The organism is Aequorivita sp. CRS11 (assembly GCF_059693805.1).
The window spans coordinates 365,976-384,601 of record NZ_JCATIG010000004.1; the positions used below are offsets into that span (position 1 = coordinate 365,976).

General features: G+C 37.9%; 19 protein-coding genes. All 19 read left to right on the forward strand.

Going from position 1 to position 18,626, the window contains the following annotated elements; genetic code table 11:
- The first annotated feature begins 5 nt into the window (after positions 1–5).
- A complete protein-coding gene (locus AC58DT_RS10310) occupies positions 6–1,067 on the forward strand; it encodes a class I fructose-bisphosphate aldolase (RefSeq protein WP_497216747.1) in 1,062 nt (353 codons plus the stop codon).
- A gap of 8 nt (positions 1,068–1,075) precedes the next feature.
- Positions 1,076–2,419, forward strand: a complete 1,344-nt coding sequence (locus AC58DT_RS10315) for a dicarboxylate/amino acid:cation symporter (protein WP_497216748.1) — start codon at positions 1,076–1,078, stop codon at positions 2,417–2,419.
- Positions 2,416–3,333 (forward strand): alpha/beta fold hydrolase, encoded by a 918-nt coding sequence (locus tag AC58DT_RS10320; protein WP_034892086.1) that lies wholly within the window; start codon positions 2,416–2,418, stop codon positions 3,331–3,333. Before AC58DT_RS10315 ends, AC58DT_RS10320 begins: the two co-directional genes overlap by 4 nt.
- A complete protein-coding gene (locus tag AC58DT_RS10325) occupies positions 3,323–4,297 on the forward strand; it encodes an ATP-dependent 6-phosphofructokinase (RefSeq protein WP_497216749.1) in 975 nt (324 codons plus the stop codon). Before AC58DT_RS10320 ends, AC58DT_RS10325 begins: the two co-directional genes overlap by 11 nt.
- Before the next feature lie 11 nt (positions 4,298–4,308).
- Positions 4,309–4,659 carry a phosphomannose isomerase type II C-terminal cupin domain gene (locus tag AC58DT_RS10330; RefSeq protein WP_078704741.1) on the forward strand — a complete coding sequence of 117 codons (351 nt, stop codon included), beginning with the start codon at positions 4,309–4,311 and terminating at the stop codon, positions 4,657–4,659.
- A 10-nt stretch (positions 4,660–4,669) separates the two neighbouring features.
- Entirely contained in the window at positions 4,670–5,740 is a 1,071-nt protein-coding gene (locus tag AC58DT_RS10335; RefSeq protein WP_417873977.1) for a glycoside hydrolase family 130 protein, read from the forward strand.
- Positions 5,737–8,082: a glycosyltransferase gene (locus AC58DT_RS10340; protein WP_497216750.1), complete on the forward strand. Its 2,346-nt coding sequence runs from the start codon at positions 5,737–5,739 to the stop codon at positions 8,080–8,082. The genes AC58DT_RS10335 and AC58DT_RS10340 overlap by 4 nt, the downstream gene beginning before the upstream one ends.
- A gap of 35 nt (positions 8,083–8,117) precedes the next feature.
- Complete coding sequence (locus tag AC58DT_RS10345) at positions 8,118–9,386, forward strand: MgtC/SapB family protein (RefSeq protein WP_497216751.1); 1,269 nt, start codon at positions 8,118–8,120, stop codon at positions 9,384–9,386.
- A 10-nt stretch (positions 9,387–9,396) separates the two neighbouring features.
- On the forward strand, positions 9,397–10,395 hold the full coding sequence (locus tag AC58DT_RS10350) for a 2-hydroxyacid dehydrogenase (RefSeq protein ID WP_497216752.1): 999 nt from the start codon (positions 9,397–9,399) through the stop codon (positions 10,393–10,395).
- A 20-nt stretch (positions 10,396–10,415) separates the two neighbouring features.
- Positions 10,416–11,042, forward strand: a complete 627-nt coding sequence (locus AC58DT_RS10355; protein WP_497216753.1) for an L-2-amino-thiazoline-4-carboxylic acid hydrolase — start codon at positions 10,416–10,418, stop codon at positions 11,040–11,042.
- A 12-nt stretch (positions 11,043–11,054) separates the two neighbouring features.
- Entirely contained in the window at positions 11,055–11,891 is an 837-nt protein-coding gene (locus AC58DT_RS10360; RefSeq protein ID WP_497216754.1) for a universal stress protein, read from the forward strand.
- A complete protein-coding gene (locus tag AC58DT_RS10365; protein WP_497216755.1) occupies positions 11,888–12,730 on the forward strand; it encodes an ATP cone domain-containing protein in 843 nt (280 codons plus the stop codon). Before AC58DT_RS10360 ends, AC58DT_RS10365 begins: the two co-directional genes overlap by 4 nt.
- A gap of 132 nt (positions 12,731–12,862) precedes the next feature.
- Positions 12,863–13,117 (forward strand): hypothetical protein, encoded by a 255-nt coding sequence (locus AC58DT_RS10370; protein ID WP_154192189.1) that lies wholly within the window; start codon positions 12,863–12,865, stop codon positions 13,115–13,117.
- Positions 13,118–13,132: 15 nt separating this feature from the next.
- On the forward strand, positions 13,133–14,509 hold the full coding sequence (locus tag AC58DT_RS10375) for an MBL fold metallo-hydrolase RNA specificity domain-containing protein (protein WP_497216756.1): 1,377 nt from the start codon (positions 13,133–13,135) through the stop codon (positions 14,507–14,509).
- A 21-nt stretch (positions 14,510–14,530) separates the two neighbouring features.
- Positions 14,531–16,033 (forward strand): thymidine phosphorylase family protein, encoded by a 1,503-nt coding sequence (locus AC58DT_RS10380; protein WP_497216757.1) that lies wholly within the window; start codon positions 14,531–14,533, stop codon positions 16,031–16,033.
- 6 nt (positions 16,034–16,039) lie between these two features.
- Positions 16,040–16,933, forward strand: a complete 894-nt coding sequence (locus AC58DT_RS10385; protein WP_497216758.1) for a ribose-phosphate pyrophosphokinase — start codon at positions 16,040–16,042, stop codon at positions 16,931–16,933.
- Positions 16,930–17,574, forward strand: a complete 645-nt coding sequence (locus tag AC58DT_RS10390; protein WP_497216759.1) for a hypothetical protein — start codon at positions 16,930–16,932, stop codon at positions 17,572–17,574. Before AC58DT_RS10385 ends, AC58DT_RS10390 begins: the two co-directional genes overlap by 4 nt.
- Positions 17,575–17,580: 6 nt before the next feature.
- Positions 17,581–17,874, forward strand: coding sequence for a phosphoribosylpyrophosphate synthetase (locus tag AC58DT_RS10395; RefSeq protein WP_497216760.1), 294 nt, complete (start codon positions 17,581–17,583; stop codon positions 17,872–17,874).
- Positions 17,875–17,884: 10 nt separating this feature from the next.
- Positions 17,885–18,616 carry a PPK2 family polyphosphate kinase gene (locus tag AC58DT_RS10400; RefSeq protein WP_026813291.1) on the forward strand — a complete coding sequence of 244 codons (732 nt, stop codon included), beginning with the start codon at positions 17,885–17,887 and terminating at the stop codon, positions 18,614–18,616.
- Positions 18,617–18,626: the final 10 nt, after the last annotated feature.

Below are 18,626 nucleotides of genomic sequence, written 5' to 3' on the forward strand. Positions count from 1 at the left end.
TCAAGATGAAAACAGACAAGAATATAGTAGAACTTTTAGGAGAAAAAGCAGACTTCTATTTAGAACACGTTTGTGAAAAAATAACAAAGGATGAATTGCAAGTGCCAAGCAAAAATAGTTTAGAAAAAGTATTTGGCAATAGCAACAGAAATTCACAGGTGCTTCGAAGTCTTTCACAATTGTACAACAACGGAAATCTGGGAGGTACAGGCTATTTAAGTATCCTTCCTGTGGACCAAGGTATTGAGCATAGCGCGGCCTTTTCATTCTATAAAAACCCAGATTATTTCGACCCAGAGAACATTATAAAACTCGCCCTTGAGGCCGGTTGTAATGGGGTGGCTTCCACGTTTGGGGTTTTGGGTTTGAATGCCCGAAAATATGCCCATAAAATCCCTTTTATCGTTAAGATTAACCACAATGAACTGCTTACCTACCCGAACAAATATGACCAAACACTCTTTGGTAAGGTAAAAACCGCTTGGGATATGGGAGCAATTGCCGTAGGAGCTACGATTTATTTTGGTTCAGCGGAAAGTAACAGACAACTCAAAGAAATAGCAGAGGCTTTTGAAGAAGCTCATAATCTTGGTATGGCTACCATTTTATGGTGCTATACACGAAATGAAGCTTTTAAAACAGATAAAGAAGATTATCACGCATCGGCCGATGTAACCGGACAAGCCAATCATATTGGAGTAACGATACAGGCAGATATCATCAAACAAAAATTACCTACCAATAATTTTGGTTTCAAAGAGATAGGATTTGGAAAATATGATGATGAAATGTATAAAACCCTTACCACAGACCACCCTATTGACCTTTGCAGGTTGCAAGTAGCCAATTGCTATATGGGTAAAATAGGGCTGATTAATTCAGGTGGTGGTTCCAAAGGCAAATCAGATTTGTCCGAAGCTGTAACAACTGCCGTTATCAATAAAAGGGCTGGTGGTTCTGGGCTGATAATGGGAAGAAAAGCATTTCAAAAGCCCTTTAGCGAAGGCGTGAGAGTATTACAATCCGTTCAGGAAGTGTATCTGGATAATAAAATTAATATAGCATAATCAACAGAATGTTTGACACAGAGATAAAATCATTAAAATCACTTAACCACTACCTCCTTAAACTGGTAGAAAGCCGTCTATGGCTTAAAGTAATCATTGCTTTGTTGTTAGGTGTTGGATTTGGTCTGTTATTGAGTCCACAAAATGGATGGATTTCTAAAGAAACAGCAGATATCGCGGGGAATTGGCTGGCATTGCCTGGTGTCCTGTTTCTGAAACTGGTTCAAATGATTATGATTCCGTTGATTGTGGCTTCCATCATTACTGGAATAGCAAGTAATGATAAGGACAGTCTAAAAAAATTAGGTGGTGGGGTTTTGTTATATTTTCTAGGTACTACGATAGTTTCGGTAAGTTTGGGTGTCATACTATCTCAACTTTTTAGACCTGGTCGCTTTTTACATCAACAGGCTCTAGCTGAACATAATGAAATTACAGCTGTTCCAACGGAAAATCCAGAGCTTTCCTTCGGAATTGAAACGATTCCTGATGCCATCTCAAACCTGCTTCCTGAAAATCCATTGGCATCTATGGTAAGTGGTGAAATGTTAAGTATTGTGATTTTCACAATCATTATTGGTGTAGCTGTGCTATCTCTTGAAAATGATTTACTGCGCCCAGTAAAGCTGCTTCTAAGTGCCATTCAGGAAGTCTGTATGACAGTAGTAAAATGGTCAATGCTTCTAGTGCCTATTGCTGTTTTCGGACTTATGGCGCAGCTTACCTCTAGTGTTGGTTTAAGTTCTCTTTCCGGTCTCACCTATTATGTTGGCGTCGTCCTGCTCGGTCTATTACTTTTGGTAATTTTCTATTTAGGGCTAATTGTGCTTCTTGGAAAAGCAAACCCTATGCATTTCCTAAAAAAAATAAGGGACGTTCAATTATTGGCCTTTTCAACCACAAGCTCTGCGGCCGTGATGCCACTTTCCCTTCAAACAGCCGAAGAAGAATTGAAGGTGGACAAGACCATTAGCAATTTTATTATTCCCATAGGTGCAACCGTCAATATGGATGGCACTGCACTCTATCAAACCATAACTACGCTATTCATAGCCCAAGCCTATGGCTTGGAAATGAGTTTGCTCAATATTATTGTGGTCATCGTAACCATCGTTGCTGCTTCAATCGGCACACCTGCCATTCCCGGAGGTGGTGTGGTGATACTCGCTTCTGTTTTGGGAAGTGTCGGTATCCCAGCCGAAGGCATCATCATTATTATTGGTGTAGAAAGATTGTTGGGAATGTTCAGGACTGCTGTAAACGTAACGGGTGACCTCACAGCTTGTATGGTTTTTAATAGGTTTTATGGTAAAACCCCAATATTGGTTAATGATAAAACTTTAAAAATATGACATTACTACTCATATCCATATTTTTCATTTTTCCTGTGGTCGCTATAGCAGGATATCAACATTATAAGATTGTTAAGCACCCAGCTTATGATGCTGACAAAACACTCTTAAATTATGAAATTATAGGTGCGGGTGAAAACAAACTCGTTTTGCTGCACGGTTTGACAGGGTCATTGAATTATTGGAAACGCAATTTAGAAAGCATTTCAAAAACACACACTTTGCTATTAATAGACCTTTTGGGTTTTGGTGATTCGCCAAAACCACAAAGTGATTATTCGCTTTCAGTTCAACTTAAAGCTTTAGAATTGGTTTTGCAAAAAGAAGGATTCAATGATGGAAAAACCATAGTTGCCGGTCATTCTATGGGCGCTATAATTTCAATGGCCCTATTGGAAAAACACTCAAATTGGCTCAAAGCAGGCATTTTTATTGGAATACCTGTTTATCAGGATGCAGATGAATTTAAAAAAATTATGTCCTCACATTCCTTTGTGGACAGAATATCAATAAGCAGATTCTCTAAATACATCTGTATGATTCATCCCATTTTTATGTCGCGTGCATTTAAACCAGACAACCTCACGGATGATGTTTATGAAGATGCAAAAAAACACCATTGGCAGAGCTACTATTATTCGCTTACGAGGATAATCCTAAAAACAGATTTATACGGGATTGCAAGAAAGATTAGAAACACAAAAGTGCTTTTCATTCACGGAGCAAAGGACACTACTGCACCGCTCAAAAATGCTATAGACTTATCAAGAGAATTTACAAACGTAAAAACTGTTACCTCTACAGGGGGAGACCATCAGTTCTTTCTAAAAGAAGCAGAATTTGTATGGAAGACCATCCAAGATTTTTCTGTTTCAGATAAAAAATCACAAAAAACAATTTTAAATGAATACTAATAAAATTAAACATATAGGTGTATTTACCTCTGGAGGTGATAGTCCAGGGATGAATGCAGCCTTGTACGCCATTGCAAAAACGGCTGAAGCAACTGGTATAAAAGTTAGTGGTTTTAGAAAAGGATATGAAGGATTGATAGACGGTGACTTGGTTCAATTTAAATCACACGAATTACAAAAACTGACCCAAAAGGGTGGCACAATTCTAAAGACCGCACGAAGCAAACGTTTTCTCGAACTGGAAGGTCGAAAAAAAGCCCTGCAAACCCTAAATGCAAACAAAATAGATGCCCTGATTGCCATTGGTGGCGATGGCACATTTAAAGGACTACTTACTTTTTCAGAAATATGCGACATTCCGTTTATCGGCATTCCTGGTACTATAGATAATGATATTTCAGGAACAGATTATACCCTTGGTTTTGATTCCGCAGTAAATACAGCCATTGAGAATATTGATAAAATAAAGGACACTGCGGAATCTCACAATCGGGTATTCATTGTGGAAGTAATGGGCAGGGATTCTGGCTACATCGGTATTCATTCTGGATTGATGGTTGGTGCGGACGCCATATTAATTCCGGAGAGCGGTACGGACTTTATTAACCTTTTGGGTAAGGTGAAAAATTACGATAGCGAGGATGCTTTTCTAATCGTAGTTTCTGAAGGTGACGAAATTGGTGCCGAACTTGTTTCTTCAAAAATAAAGGAAGTCAACCCCAATGTCGATTTACGAATTACAAAACTTGGGCACGTACAGCGTGGTGGAAATCCTTCTGCTTTAGATAGGATGTTGGGTATTAGGCTTGGGGTGGAAGCCGTAAAATCACTTTTACAAAGTAAAAAGAATGTAATGGTCGGGATTTTAAACAATCAATTGCACTTAACCCCTTTTAATGAAGTGGTCAAACAACATCAGGTCAATAAAGAATTGCACGAACTCTTAGAACTATTTGGAAAATAAAAACGAGAAAAATGAAAACATACATAGAGGAAAGACCTTGGGGAAACTTTGAACGCTTTACCCATAACGAGATTAGCACCGTAAAAATACTTACGGTTAATCCAAACGAAGAGCTAAGTCTACAGTTTCACCATAACAGGGAAGAATTCTGGAGAGTAATAGATGGAACGGGAACTTTCGTAATTGGCGACAATACCAAAGTTGGCCATAAAGGGGACGAATTTTTTATCCCGAAGGAAACCGTACATCAAATAAAAACATCTGATTCTTCTGTAAGCATCCTTGAAATTGCTTTTGGAAATTTTGATGAAAACGATATTGTCAGGCTAAAGGACAAATACAACAGGGAAGACCCCAAATAAATATTACAATATGGAACATACACATCAAATTAATACCAGAATACCCATAGAGAAAAAAGGGATACTGCTCAGTCCCACTAAATTGAAATTTGAGAGCAATGGGGTTTTAAACCCTGGAATATTTCAAGAAGGTGAAGAGGTGCATATCTTTTACCGTGCGGTGGAAGATGGCAATTACTCTACCATTGGATATGCCAAAACCAATGAGCATTTAGATCTCATAGAAAGGAAATCAAGCCCGTTAATAACTCGTGATTTTGATTATGAAAAACATGGTGTGGAAGATGCTCGTATTGTTAAAATTGAAGACACCTACTATATAACCTATACCGCTTATGACGGCATCAATGCCATGGGTGCTTTGGCAACTTCAAAAGACCTGAAACATTTTGAGAAAAAGGGGATAATCACACCGTTGATTACCTACAATGAATATAAATACCATTTGGAACATTGTAATCAGGAAAGATTGAACCCTAAATATTACCATTACTACAACTTGTTTGCACAAATTGGATTGGTAGATGAAAAACACAGGTATTTAAGAGATAAGGACATCGTATTATTCCCAAGAAAAATAAATGGTAAATTTGTAATGCTCCATCGTATATGGCCAGGAATACAAATAGTACAGTTTGAAAAATGGGAAGACCTTACCAAAGAGTTTTGGGAAGATCATATAAAGAACCTTCATGATCATATCCTCATGGATCCTCTATTTGATTTTGAAGTGAATTATCTCGGTGCCGGATGCCCTCCCATAGAAACAAAGGATGGTTGGCTGATGATTTACCACGGAGTTTGTGAAACCCCCGTTGGAAAGACCTATCACGCCGCCGCTGCATTACTGGATATTGATGACCCCTCAAAAGTAATTGGACGATTGCCCTATCCCCTATTTTCCCCGGTAGAGGAATGGGAACTGAAAGGTGTAGTAAACCACGTGGTGTTCCCAACAGGTGCGGCATTGTTCGGCGGCGACCTCCATATCTATTATGGAGCGGCCGACAAGCATACGGCGGTAGCTAAAGTAAGCCTACAACTATTATTGAGTGAATTAAAAAAAACAGCTATATCATGAAAAATCATAAAATTTTATTCGTATGCTCATATCCTCCACGCGAGTGCGGTATTGCTACTTTTTCACAAGATTTGATACGGACCTTGAAAAGATGCTTTGGCTCAACCATGGATATCGAGGTTTGTGCTCTGGAAAATGAGTGCTGCGACGCTAATGATTATCCAGAGGAAGTTAAATATAAAATAGATGCCCAAGAGTTAAATTCCTTTTTCCAGGTAGCCAATAAGTTAAATGAAAGGGACGATATTGGAATGGTTTGTATACAACACGAGTTTGGGCTGTTTGGAGGTGACTACGGTAGCCATTTGGTGGCTTTTCTACTAAGGTTAGACATCCCTATTTCTTGTGTGTTTCATACCGTGCTACCCAATCCAGATGAAAAAAGAACTAAAATAGTGCAAGCGTTGGGTGATCTTTCCGAGAAACTGATCGTTCTTACCAATAAATCCGCAGAAATACTAGAAAGTGATTATCATATTGATACTAACAAATTAGCTGTCATACCCCATGGCACCCATATTGTACTATGGAAAGAAAAACAACGGCTTAAAAATAGATATGGCTTTCAAAATAAAAATGTGCTCTCCACATTTGGTTTATTAAGTGAGAATAAAAATATAGAAACAGCACTTCGTGCATTGCCAAAAATACTCCAAAAATTCCCTAACACAGTTTATCTGGTTTTAGGCAAAACACATCCTGATATAATAAAGAGAGAAGGCGAAACATATAGAAATGCGCTTTTAACAATAGTCGATGATTTAGATATTAAAGACCATGTCATTTTTATAAACGAATATTTGGAACTTACCAGGTTGTTGGAATACCTATCCTTATCCGATGTTTACTTATTCTCATCTAAAGATCCCAACCAGGCCGTTAGCGGCACTTTTGCTTATGCCATGAGTTGCGGAAACCCTGTTATATCAACTCCTATTCCCCATTCTAAAGAATGTCTTGATCCCAGTACTGGTATTTTATTGAATGATTTTGAAGATCCCATAGGAATTAGCGACGCTGTTATCGATTTGCTGGAACAACCGTTCATAGCAACATCAATGGGGAAAAATGCCTTTCTTAGAATGCGTGCTTTTAGTTGGGAAAATGTTGCCATTTCCTATTCCGATATTTTTCAGGATTATTTGCAAGACAGTAATTCTTTGGATTTTAGTTTGCCACCCATAAAAACAGACCATATTGAAGACATGACCACTGACTTTGGGATGCTTCAATTTTCGAATTTTAGTGAACCAGACACGTCTTTTGGTTATACCCTTGATGATAACGCGAGGGCGTTAATAGCGATGCTTATGTATTATAAGAAAAAAAGAAATGACAAAGTCCTGAGACTCATTGAAATTTATATGGACTTTATTGTGTTTTGCCAACAGGACGATGGACTGTTCTATAATTATGTGGATTTTGAAGGGCAATTTACTGTTCAGAATACCGAAGTGAACCTTGAAGATTCCAATGGCAGGGCCATTTGGGCGCTTGGCTATGTATTGTCTCATACAGAAAACCTACCAAAAAGTTTAGTAACCAAAGCAGAAAACTGTTTTAAGAACGTCATGCAGAATGTAGCAGATTTTAATTCCCCACGAGCCATTGGCTTTATATTAAAAGGACTTTATTATTATCAAGAAAACAAGCCTAAAACCCAATATAATCAATTAGCGGAAACATTGGCCCAAGAGCTCTTGCGTGTTTTTAATATTACCAGTGATAAAAAATGGGAATGGTTTGAAGATTACCTGACCTATGCCAATAGTATATTACCAGAAGCGCTTTTATATGCTTGGCTTATCACAAAAAATAAAAAATACAAGGACGTTGCCGAAACTACTTTCGACTTTTTATTATCACAATATTTTATGAAAGGGCAAATTAAAGTTATTTCTAATGACGGATGGTTTCACAAAAGAAATAAACGTACCTTTCATGGTGAACAACCTATTGAGGTGGCATATACCATTCTTTCATTGGACCTGTTTTATAGAGTTACCCATAAAAAGAAATACGCCAAACAATTACATACCGCGTTTAGTTGGTTTTTAGGCAATAACCATCTCAAGCAAATTATGTACAACCCTGTTAATGGCGCCTGTTATGATGGCCTTGAAAAAGAAAATATTAATATAAATCAAGGTGCGGAATCCAGCTTGTGCTACGTAATGGCGCGTTTAGTTGTTGAGGGTTACCCTTTGGAGGTTGGTCTTAAAGAAAATAAATTAGATTTAAGTTTAAAGATGGACTCGGCTTCAAAACGTGGCAAAAAGATCATCCAAGAAAAGTGCATCGGTAAAAGTTTAAAAATAGAACGAAATGTATTAAACAGTTAGCGATTTTAATCCTACCAAGCAATAAAAAAGTAGTTATGACGGAGGCCTTTAAAAATATCAACCCTTTCATCCTTGGACTGCTCATCAGTCTGGGCATTGGCCTTATTCTTGGGCTGGAACGTGAATATGATAAATTGAAGGAAGAACAAGGCTTTGCAGGTATAAGAACCTTCCCAATTGTTGCCATTATTGGTTTTATATTGGGAAATCTTTCCACAACCTATACACCTTGGTTGGTCATTATCATTGCGGCAGCATTTCTTTTGTTTCTGTCTTTGAGTCATCTTTCCATAGTACAAAAGCATATTATGACTGGTATTACCACCAATATGGCCTTGTTCGCTACGCTAATTTTGGGTGTTATGGTTGCCAATCATTTGCATAAGGAAGCAGTTGCGACCGCAGTAGTCGTGGTTACGCTGTTATCATTGAAAACGACCTTTAATACATTCATTAAGAATATTACTTCTGAAGAGCTCTTTGCTTTTATTAAGTTTTCAATTATTGCGCTTCTTATTTTGCCTTTCTTACCAAATCAAGATTATGGTCCAGAGGGATTACTTAACCCTTTTGAGATTGGAGCGATAATAGTGATAGTGTCATTTCTGAATTTCATTGGTTACTTTCTTGTAAAATATGTAGGTTCTAAACGTGGTATTCTGCTCACTGCTATTTTAGGCGGATTGATTTCAAGTACCGCAGTAGCTTGGATATATGCTTCGCGAAGTAAGGAATCGCCAGAACTTTCAAAAGAATATGCTGCGGGTATCATTATAGCTTCCGCAATTATGTTTCCCAGACTTGCGATTCTGGCCTATATTTTCAATAGTGCCATACTTTTAAATTTAGTCATTCCATTTACTATTCTTACCCTTATCTGCTTGATAAGCGCACTCTTATTCATCAAAAAGAATACAGATGTCACAAAAACAGCTATCAATCTGGGTAATCCGCTCAATATTTGGAACGCCCTTGGGTTTGGTGGTATTTATGTGGTCATCCTGTTTGCAGTTTTTTATGGAAATCAATTTTTTGGCGAAAGCGGTTTATACTATTCAGCCCTAATTGCAGGATTGGCAGATACGGATGCAATAACTATTAGTATGGCAAAATTTGGGTCATTGGAAGAAAAACTCACGCTGGCCACCAATGTCATTATAACAGCAACCATAAGCAATATGATTGTAAAACTTGGTATTACCTATTTCAAAGGTTCTAAAAAGACCGGGAAACTCGTGATGCTAATTTTTGGAACTGTTGTCATCGTAGGGTTAGTATATGTTTTAATACAGTTAGGAAATTAAAAAAAGTGAAATGAAAACAACAGTATTCAGCACGCATAAGTTTGAAGAGCCGTATCTCGTAAAAGCGAATGATGGCAAGCATCAATTAAAGCTGCTTGAGAGTCGTTTAACTCAAGAAACTGCTATTCTCGCAACGGGTTCTAAAGCAGTAAGTCTATTTACGGGCGATGATGCCTCGGCACACATTCTTGAAAAATTCAATGCTTTTGGCATAAAATATATTGCTCTGCGTTCAGCAGGATTCAATCACGTGGATTTAGCAAAAGCAGCTGAACTGGATATGAAGGTGGCACGTGTTCCAGCCTATTCCCCTTATGCCATTGCAGAGCATACAATGGCGCTCATACTTGCATTAAACCGAAGACTGATTAAAGCCCACAATAGAGTGCGCGAACAAAACTTTTCATTAAACGGTCTCACTGGTTTTGACCTAAATGGGAAAACCGTTGGCGTGATTGGAACAGGAAAAATAGGGTCTGTATTGGTAAAAATACTACACGGTTTTGGTTGTAAAATACTTGTTCAGGATGTCATTGAGGATGAAAATTTAATCAAGTTTTACAATGTAATCTATACCAATTGTGAAACTATTTGTAAGCAGTCCGATATCATAAGCTTACACGTACCACTAACGTCTTCAACGAAACACTTGATTGATGCAAAACATATTTCATTAATGAAGCAAGGCGTAATGCTTATCAATACAAGTCGTGGTGGATTGGTCGATACCAAAGCTGTTATCGAAGGATTGAAAACTAAAAAAATTGGGTATTTCGGAATAGATGTGTATGAGGAAGAAGAAGGATTGTTCTTTGAAGACCATTCCGATGACATTTTGCAAGACGATGTCATTGCACGCTTAATGACTTTTAATAATGTTTTAATTACCAGTCATCAAGCTTTTCTGACCGAAACAGCATTGGCCAATATCGCTGATACCACTATTTACAATCTCGACTGTTTTGAAAAACAAATTGCTTCAGGGAACGAAGTCACTATAGATGAATAAATGCTTTATAATTGAAAGATATGTTACAACTTATTTTGTTCTGGTTTAAAACAAAGGCAGCAAAGGCTGCCAGAGAAGTACTTTCTACCGACTTTAGTAAGGATGAAATTGAATCCATACTTAAAGGGTATTGGTCGGGCTATAAAGCACTGCGAGGCGATATCGCAAAACAACCTACAATTGGAGGAACAGTTATGGTTCATCTTGCCGGAATGTCTACCGCTTTTTATAATGAACTTACAAAAAGAGAAATTAGCGCAACGCAAACCACGCAATATTTTTATGATATAGCCTGGAAGGTGTACAAAATTATGGGGAGGTTTTCTTGGAACTTAACCAGGTTAAAATATCGGAATAAGTCAAAAAGACTGGCGTATGCTACAGAATTGTTTAGGTCTTTTCCGTTTAACCATCCGTCCTATAAATGGGAAAATATCCCTCAATTTGATAATACAGTACGCTTTGATTGCAAAAAATGCCTCGTTGCAGAATATTTCGAAACCCAAGGGCTCTCAAAGTTCTGTGTCAATACTTGGTGCGCATTGGATTTTCCTCTGGCTAAAATGTGGAATGCCAAGTTGGAGCGTACAAACAGTATCGCAGGAGGAGCAAAAGCCTGTGATTTTAAATGGATACCAAATGACTAAAACTTAATAAAAATGAAAAACATACTTGTACCCACCGATTTCTCTGAAAATTGTGTAAAAGCTGCAAATCTTGGCATCAAAATGGCTAAACTTTATGATGCCGAAATACATTTTTTGCATTTAATGACAACCCCTGTTGATTGGGTTAAGCTGGACAAGCTAAAGGAAAAACGATACCCCGAAACCCTGAAGAAGATTGGAAAAGCCAAATCGGCTCTTAGGAAATTGGACAGAAAAGCGGAAAGTCAAGGGCTTAAATGTCGAACTTTTCTTCAATTCGATTCAGGACAAAAAGATATTTTGGAACATTCTGGTCATTTCCACCACGATTTCATCATTACAGGAAGTAGCGGTACCAAAGGCCGTGTAAGGGAGATAACGGGCAGTAATGTTGAAAAAATTGTAAGAAAGGCAAATGCGCCAATTATTGTGGTAAAAGAGGATGAAGTAACGTTTCCTTTTAAGGACATCGTATTCCTTTCAGATTTTAAGGAAGACGTGAGCATACCGTTCAAGGAAGTGCTGTCCATTGCAGAAAAATGTGACTCAAAAATTCATTTGTTACGCATAAATACAGAAACGGATTTTAATAGTATAGAACTTGGGTTGAACCCTGTTAAGGAATTTCTTCAAAAATTCCGTGATTTCAGCAAATATTCAATGAGTGTTTACAACGAACCTTCAGTGGAAGCAGGCATCAATACATTTTTAAATCACCAATCAGCAGATTTGATTGCGATGAGCACACACGGAAAGACAGGATTTTTGAATCTTTTTTCAAAAAGCATTGCCGAGGGCATAACCAATCATTCTGCTCTACCAGTAATGACAATACATATAAAAAAATGAAACATCCAATCAACATAGTAAAATATTCGGGCGATGTGGTAGCCTTTGATGTGGAGAAACTTATCAATTCCTTAAAACGTTCCCAAGCAAGTGAAAAATTGATTGAGCAAATAGTAGCACAAGTTCAAGACCAATTATACGATGGTATTACCACAAAAAAAATCTATCAAATGGCATTTAAAATGCTAAAAGGTAAGTCGAGAGTAAGTGCTTCAAAATACAAACTCAAAAAAGCCCTGATGGAATTAGGTCCTTCTGGCTTCCCATTTGAGAAGTTGGTAGGCAAACTATTGGCGCACGAAGGATTTTCAACACAGGTTGGTGTCATAGTTCAAGGCAATTGCGTTCAGCACGAAGTGGATGTGATAGCCCAAAAAGACAATACCCATTATATGATTGAATGTAAATACCACAGTGACCAAGGTAGGTTTTGCAACGTGAAAATTCCCTTATATATCCACTCAAGATTTTTAGATGTTGAAAAACAATGGGAACGACAAAAAGGTCACGAAGCCAAGCTTCATAAAGGAGGCGTGTACACCAATACACGATTTACAAGTGATGCGGTGCAATATGGTAAATGCGTAGAGCTACTATTGACAAGTTGGGATTATCCAATGGATAACGGTTTAAAAGACAGAATAGATAAGTTGGGACTGCACCCTTTAACCGCATTAACTACCCTAACCAAAGCTGAAAAAACAAAGTTATTAGATGAAGGTATCGTGCTCTGCAAGGAGCTTCACGAAAAACCTGTGTTATTGGAAAAGATAGGAATTGATAAAAAAAGACACAAAAAGATTTTAGAAGATTCAGAAGCGCTATGTAAAAGCTCTTGAGAATTAATAATATAAAAGTTCAACAATCTTAAAACAAAAATTATGAAATGAGCCATAGCGATTCTTGATAACAACCGAGATTTTTAATGGCGAATTACATCTGACCGATAAAAAACAATAAAATTTAAACAGATGAAAACAGATGAACTGCAAGAACAGAAAAAAATTGACCTAGAGCCATTTTACCAAGCATTGGAAGATGACCCAAAACTACTTGAGGAAGCCCTTGAAATATTATTGGGTATGGTAAACTTCGAGCCTAAATCCGTAAAGAAGTTGGCACTCTTAATCAAAGAGGATTCCCGCAATCTATATAATGAAATAGCGGAATTGAGCAAATCAAACCAAGAAAAAGGAAATACGCCTTCCTGTTGTGGTGGACATTAAACAAATAACATAAAGATGAAAAACAATAAAATAAACATCCACTTTCTAGGAGCGGCAGGTACAGTAACCGGCTCAAAATATCTAGTGGATACAGGAGATAGAAAGATACTTATAGACTGTGGACTTTTTCAAGGGTTAAAGGAATTGCGTCTTAAAAACTGGGAATATCCACCAGTTGAAGTTTCAGAAATTGATATGGTATTGCTTACTCACGGCCATATGGACCACACAGGGTATTTACCTCGATTGATAAAACAAGGCTTCAATGGTCCCATTTATGGTACGAATCCTACTTTGGACATTGCAAAAATCATTTTGAACGATAGTGCCAAAATACAAGAACAGGAAGCCGAACGTGCCAACAAAGAAGGCTATTCAAAACACAGTCCTGCAGAACCGCTTTACGATTTAAAGGATGTGGAAAAAACCATTCCGCACTTTAAAGGAATTCCACAATCACAATGGATTCCATTATTTGACGGTATTAGAGTTCGCTTCCAATACAACGGACATATTCTGGGTGCAACCTATATTGAGTTGGATGTGCACGGAAAACGTTTTGTCTTTTCAGGAGACATTGGTAGAACCAATGATTTATTGCTCTATCCACCCCTAAAACCAAAAAAAGTGGATGTACTTTTTATAGAATCTACTTATGGTGGAAGGCTTCATCCTGACGAAGTGGAAGCACTTCCGCAAATTGAAAAATTGGTCAACGACACCATTAATAGAGGGGGCAGTCTATTTGTCCCAAGCTTTTCGGTAGAACGTGCCCAGCTAATGATGCTCATCTTTTGGAAATTATTGAAAGAAAAGAAAATTCCAAAAGTTCAAATGATTATGGACAGTCCGATGGGTGCCAACGTATTGGAATTGTTTCATAGAACTCGGGATTGGCACAGATTAGAAGACAACGAATGTGACGAAATGTGCTCACACTTTACAGTTGTTAGCAGTTATCGTGAAACAATGGAATTAAGAACAGATAACAAACCAAAAATCGTGATTGCAGGAAGCGGAATGCTCACAGGCGGAAGAATGCTAAACTATCTTGAAACACAGGCACAAAATCCAAATAACACCTTACTTTTTGTAGGCTATCAAGCTGAAGGCACTCGTGGCAGAAAATTATTGGAAGGTGAAAAAGAATTAAAAGTATATGGAAAATGGGTGCCATTTAAAATGCAAGTAGCAGAAATTGAAGGGCTTTCGGCACACGCAGACCACGCAGAGCTTATGGACTGGATGGACAATATAAAAAACAAACCCGAACGTATTTTCATTGTACACGGTGAAAAAGAGAGTGCAGAAGCATTGCAAAAAGGCATCAAGGAAACTTATGGGTGGGATGCAGAAATTCCGCAATTATACACCATCGAAGAAATAGAATAAATCACAACAATCAAAAAAAATATGGACACACACTCAAACATATTAAAATACAAACACCTCGGCATCTATACCCAAAACGAGAATGTAGTGTATATGCGCGAAGATTGCCACGTTTGTATTTCAGAAGGGTTTGAGGCACTTACCCGAATAAGAATATCCAACGCAAGTACATCAATCGTGGCAAGTCTTAATGTTTTGAATTCTGATATCCTGTTGCCCAATGAAATCGGACTATCAGATGCTGCTGCGAAAAAACTCAATGTGTCCCAAAACGATACATTATATGTTTCCCATTTAGAACCTATAGAATCATTAAGCCACGTTAGGGCAAAAATCTATAACAAAAAACTGGATTATAAGGCCTATAACAACATCATAACCGATATCGTGGAAGGCGATTATTCCAACATCCACCTTTCGGCATTTATTACTGCCTGTGCTGGCGACCGAATGGATATTGATGAAATAAGTGACCTTACTAAAGCAATGATTGCTTCCGGAAAGCAACTGAACTGGAACAAGGATATCGTGGTCGACAAACATTGTATTGGCGGATTGCCTGGCAATAGGACAACACCATTGGTAGTTGCCATTGTTGCCGCGTATGGTCTTACTATGCCAAAAACATCCTCACGGGCAATCACTTCGCCAGCAGGCACAGCAGATACAATGGAAGTACTGACCAATGTTACGCTCTCTTCCGAGGAAATAAAGACCGTAGTAGAAAAAGAAGGCGGATGTTTTGTTTGGGGCGGTACAGCGCAGTTAAGTCCTGCCGATGATGTGCTCATTAAAATTGAAAAAGCCTTGGATATTGATAGCGAAGGTCAGCTCATTGCTTCAGTACTTTCTAAAAAAGCCGCGGCAGGTTCTACGCACGTGGTCATAGATATTCCCGTGGGAGAAACCGCCAAGGTTCGCAGTACCGAAATGGCAGAAAAACTAAAAAATCATATGGAAACCGTTGGAACTGCTGTTGGGTTGAATGTAAAAGTTGTAGTTACGGATGGCACGCAGCCTGTTGGAAGGGGTATCGGTCCAACTTTAGAAGCCATAGATATATTAAAAGTTTTGAAAAATGAGGAAGATGCACCTAAAGACTTAACAGAAAGAGCATTGCTTTTAGCTACTGAACTATTAGAACTTTCTGGAAAAGTAGAAAAAGGAAAGGGACTGGAAACCGCACATAAAATTCTCAAATCTGGAAAAGCATATGAAAAATTCGTAGCCATTTGTAAGGCGCAAGGTCAATTTTCAAAACCAGTTTTAGCACCTTATAAAATTGAAATTAAAGCTGAAAAGTCAGGCGTTTTGCAACGAATTGATAACCGTAAAATTGCAAAACTTGCCAAGCTTTCTGGAGCACCACAATCTAAATCGGCAGGGATTCTTCTAAATGTTCATCTGGGAAAACCCATTGAGGAAAACCAATTGCTTTATACTATATATGCTGAATCCAAAGGTGAACTTAACTATGCCTTGGAATATAAAAACAACCATAACGACATCCTAACTATAATTTAAAAAACTATGAAAACAATATTATTCAGTCTTCCCGGAAATGAAGAACTCACAGAACTAATGGCTACAAAAATGGATGCTGAAGTGGGCAAAGCCACTTTGCGTAATTTTCCTGATGGGGAATCGTACACACGTATATTATCTGATGTTAAAGATAAATGTGTGGTACTGGTATGCACCTTACACGAACCGGATGAAAAACTGTTGCCGCTTTATTTTTTAAGTCACACAGCCAAATCATTGGGGGCAATGTGTACCTGTTTGGTAGCACCCTATTTGGCGTATATGCGGCAGGACAAAGTATTTAATGAAGGTGAAGGAGTGACTTCTGGTTTCTTCGGAAAATTGATTTCTGGTTTCGCCGATAGCATTACCACAGTTGACCCTCACTTGCACAGAATTAGTTCGTTGGGAGAAGTATATCAAATTCCAAATAAAGTGATTCACGCTGCCGATGCCATTTCAGAATGGATAAAAGAAAACATTGAAAACCCGGTACTTATTGGTCCCGATTCTGAAAGTGAACAATGGGTTTCTGAAGTCGCCAAAAATGCTGGAGCACCATTTATAGTATTACAAAAGGTACGTCACGGTGACCGTGATGTAGAAGTCTCTGTTCCCGATGTGGATAAGTACAAGAATGCCACACCTATTTTAGTAGATGACATTATTTCCACAGCCCGAACAATGATTGAAACCGTACAACATCTTAAAAAAGCAGGAATGAAACCGCCTATTTGTGTAGGCATTCACGCCGTTTTTTCAGGAAACGCCTATCAAGATTTATTGGATTCCGGAGTAGAAAAAATAGTGACTTGTAATACCATCCCACACTCTTCAAATGGAATAGATTTAAGTGATATTATGGCAAAAGAGGTAAAAAAATTAATGCACCATATATGAGAAAACAAGGCTTTATAGTACTAATCACTTTATTCAGCATCACAATGACTGGACAAACTGAAATGCTCATTGGGCAGATTTCAGGCAGAGTTGTTATTCGGGAAAACTTTGATGAAAATGGTTCTTTTTTAAATAAACAAACTTTCAAAGCCAGTGAAACAATAAAGAAAAATGGATACTATGAAATTGAGGTAGTTACGGAATTGTTTGATAAAGACAAAAAATTGACCGATAAATACACCACAACCTATCGCTGTAAGCCTGATGAGGCAAGTGTAATGGTAATGGCTTTTCCGTTTTCAAACCCAAAATCAAAGGAGACCGAAATTAATACCACCTCTAAAAAATTTAAAGAGCTCTACGATTTGGACAACCTTGAAGATATAGAATTGGAAATGAGTTTTGATTCGGGCTTGTTGAATTTTTTTGGCTCAAAAAGTACCATAAAAATTTACGACCGAAAATTTAATAATAGCGAAAATAATATTAATTCAAAAATTAACATTAAGGCCTATGCCTTGGGAATTCGCATTAAGCAACTCAATTATACTGTTAACGAGAAATTAAATGCACAAGGTCTATTGACCTTTCAAAAATTTACCGAAGAAGACAACAGTTATTTTACAATGACTTATAAATAAAAATAAATGAAAAATTATAACACCCTTTCAGAAGCTATTAACGATTTGCAGACAAACGAATACCCTTATGATTTCAACTTAAAACCTGAATGTCTGGAATGTGCTTCCCTGAAAATTGAAATCCATCCAGAGGATTTTACGGTAGATAAGACCTATCGTTTTGAAGGTATGAGCAGTACCGATGACAATAGCATTCTATACGCAATATCTTCCAAAGATGGAATAAAGGGACTTTTGGTAGATGCCTACGGCGTCTATGCTGAAAACATTTCAGAAGCAATGAGAATAAAATTACGATAAAGCATTAAAAATGATAGATTTAGATACAATTTCGACGCAACCGCCCTCGAACATTTCAAAAAACGAGGGCAAGAAGGGTTTGGTTCAGTTACGCAAGGAACTTTTTGAACTTCAGAATAAGTTTTATGCCGATGGACGTTTTGGCTTACTTATTATCCTGCAAGGTATGGATACCTCGGGAAAAGACGGCACCATTCGTCATTCCCTTAGCAGTATGAATCCTCAGGGCGTTCAAGTAAAATCGTTTAAAAAACCGACCGAGGAAGAGTTGAAGCATGACTTTTTATGGCGTGTCTATCCGCATATTCCCCCCAAGGGTATGATCCAGGTGTTTAACCGTTCGTATTACGAAGATCTACTTATGCCTATGGTAGCAAATTCACTTTCGGAGGAAGTGTTAGCCCACCGTTGCAAACTTATAAAATACTTGGAGCAGCATTTAAGACTGAGCAACATTCACGTACTTAAATTTTTCCTACATATTTCCAAGGAAGAACAGAAAGAGCGTATTCAGGAACGACTTTCAAAACCCCATAAACGCTGGAAATACAGTATCGCAGATGAAAAGGCGGCGAAACAATGGGATGCCTATAGAGCTGCTTACAATATGGCAATAACCAACTGTGATGATCCTTCTTGGTATATCATTCCCGCAGATAAACGCTGGTATCGCAACTATAGTGTTGCAAATATACTGACGGACCATCTTAAAAAACATAATTTAAAATATCCCAACACCTAAAACAGAATAC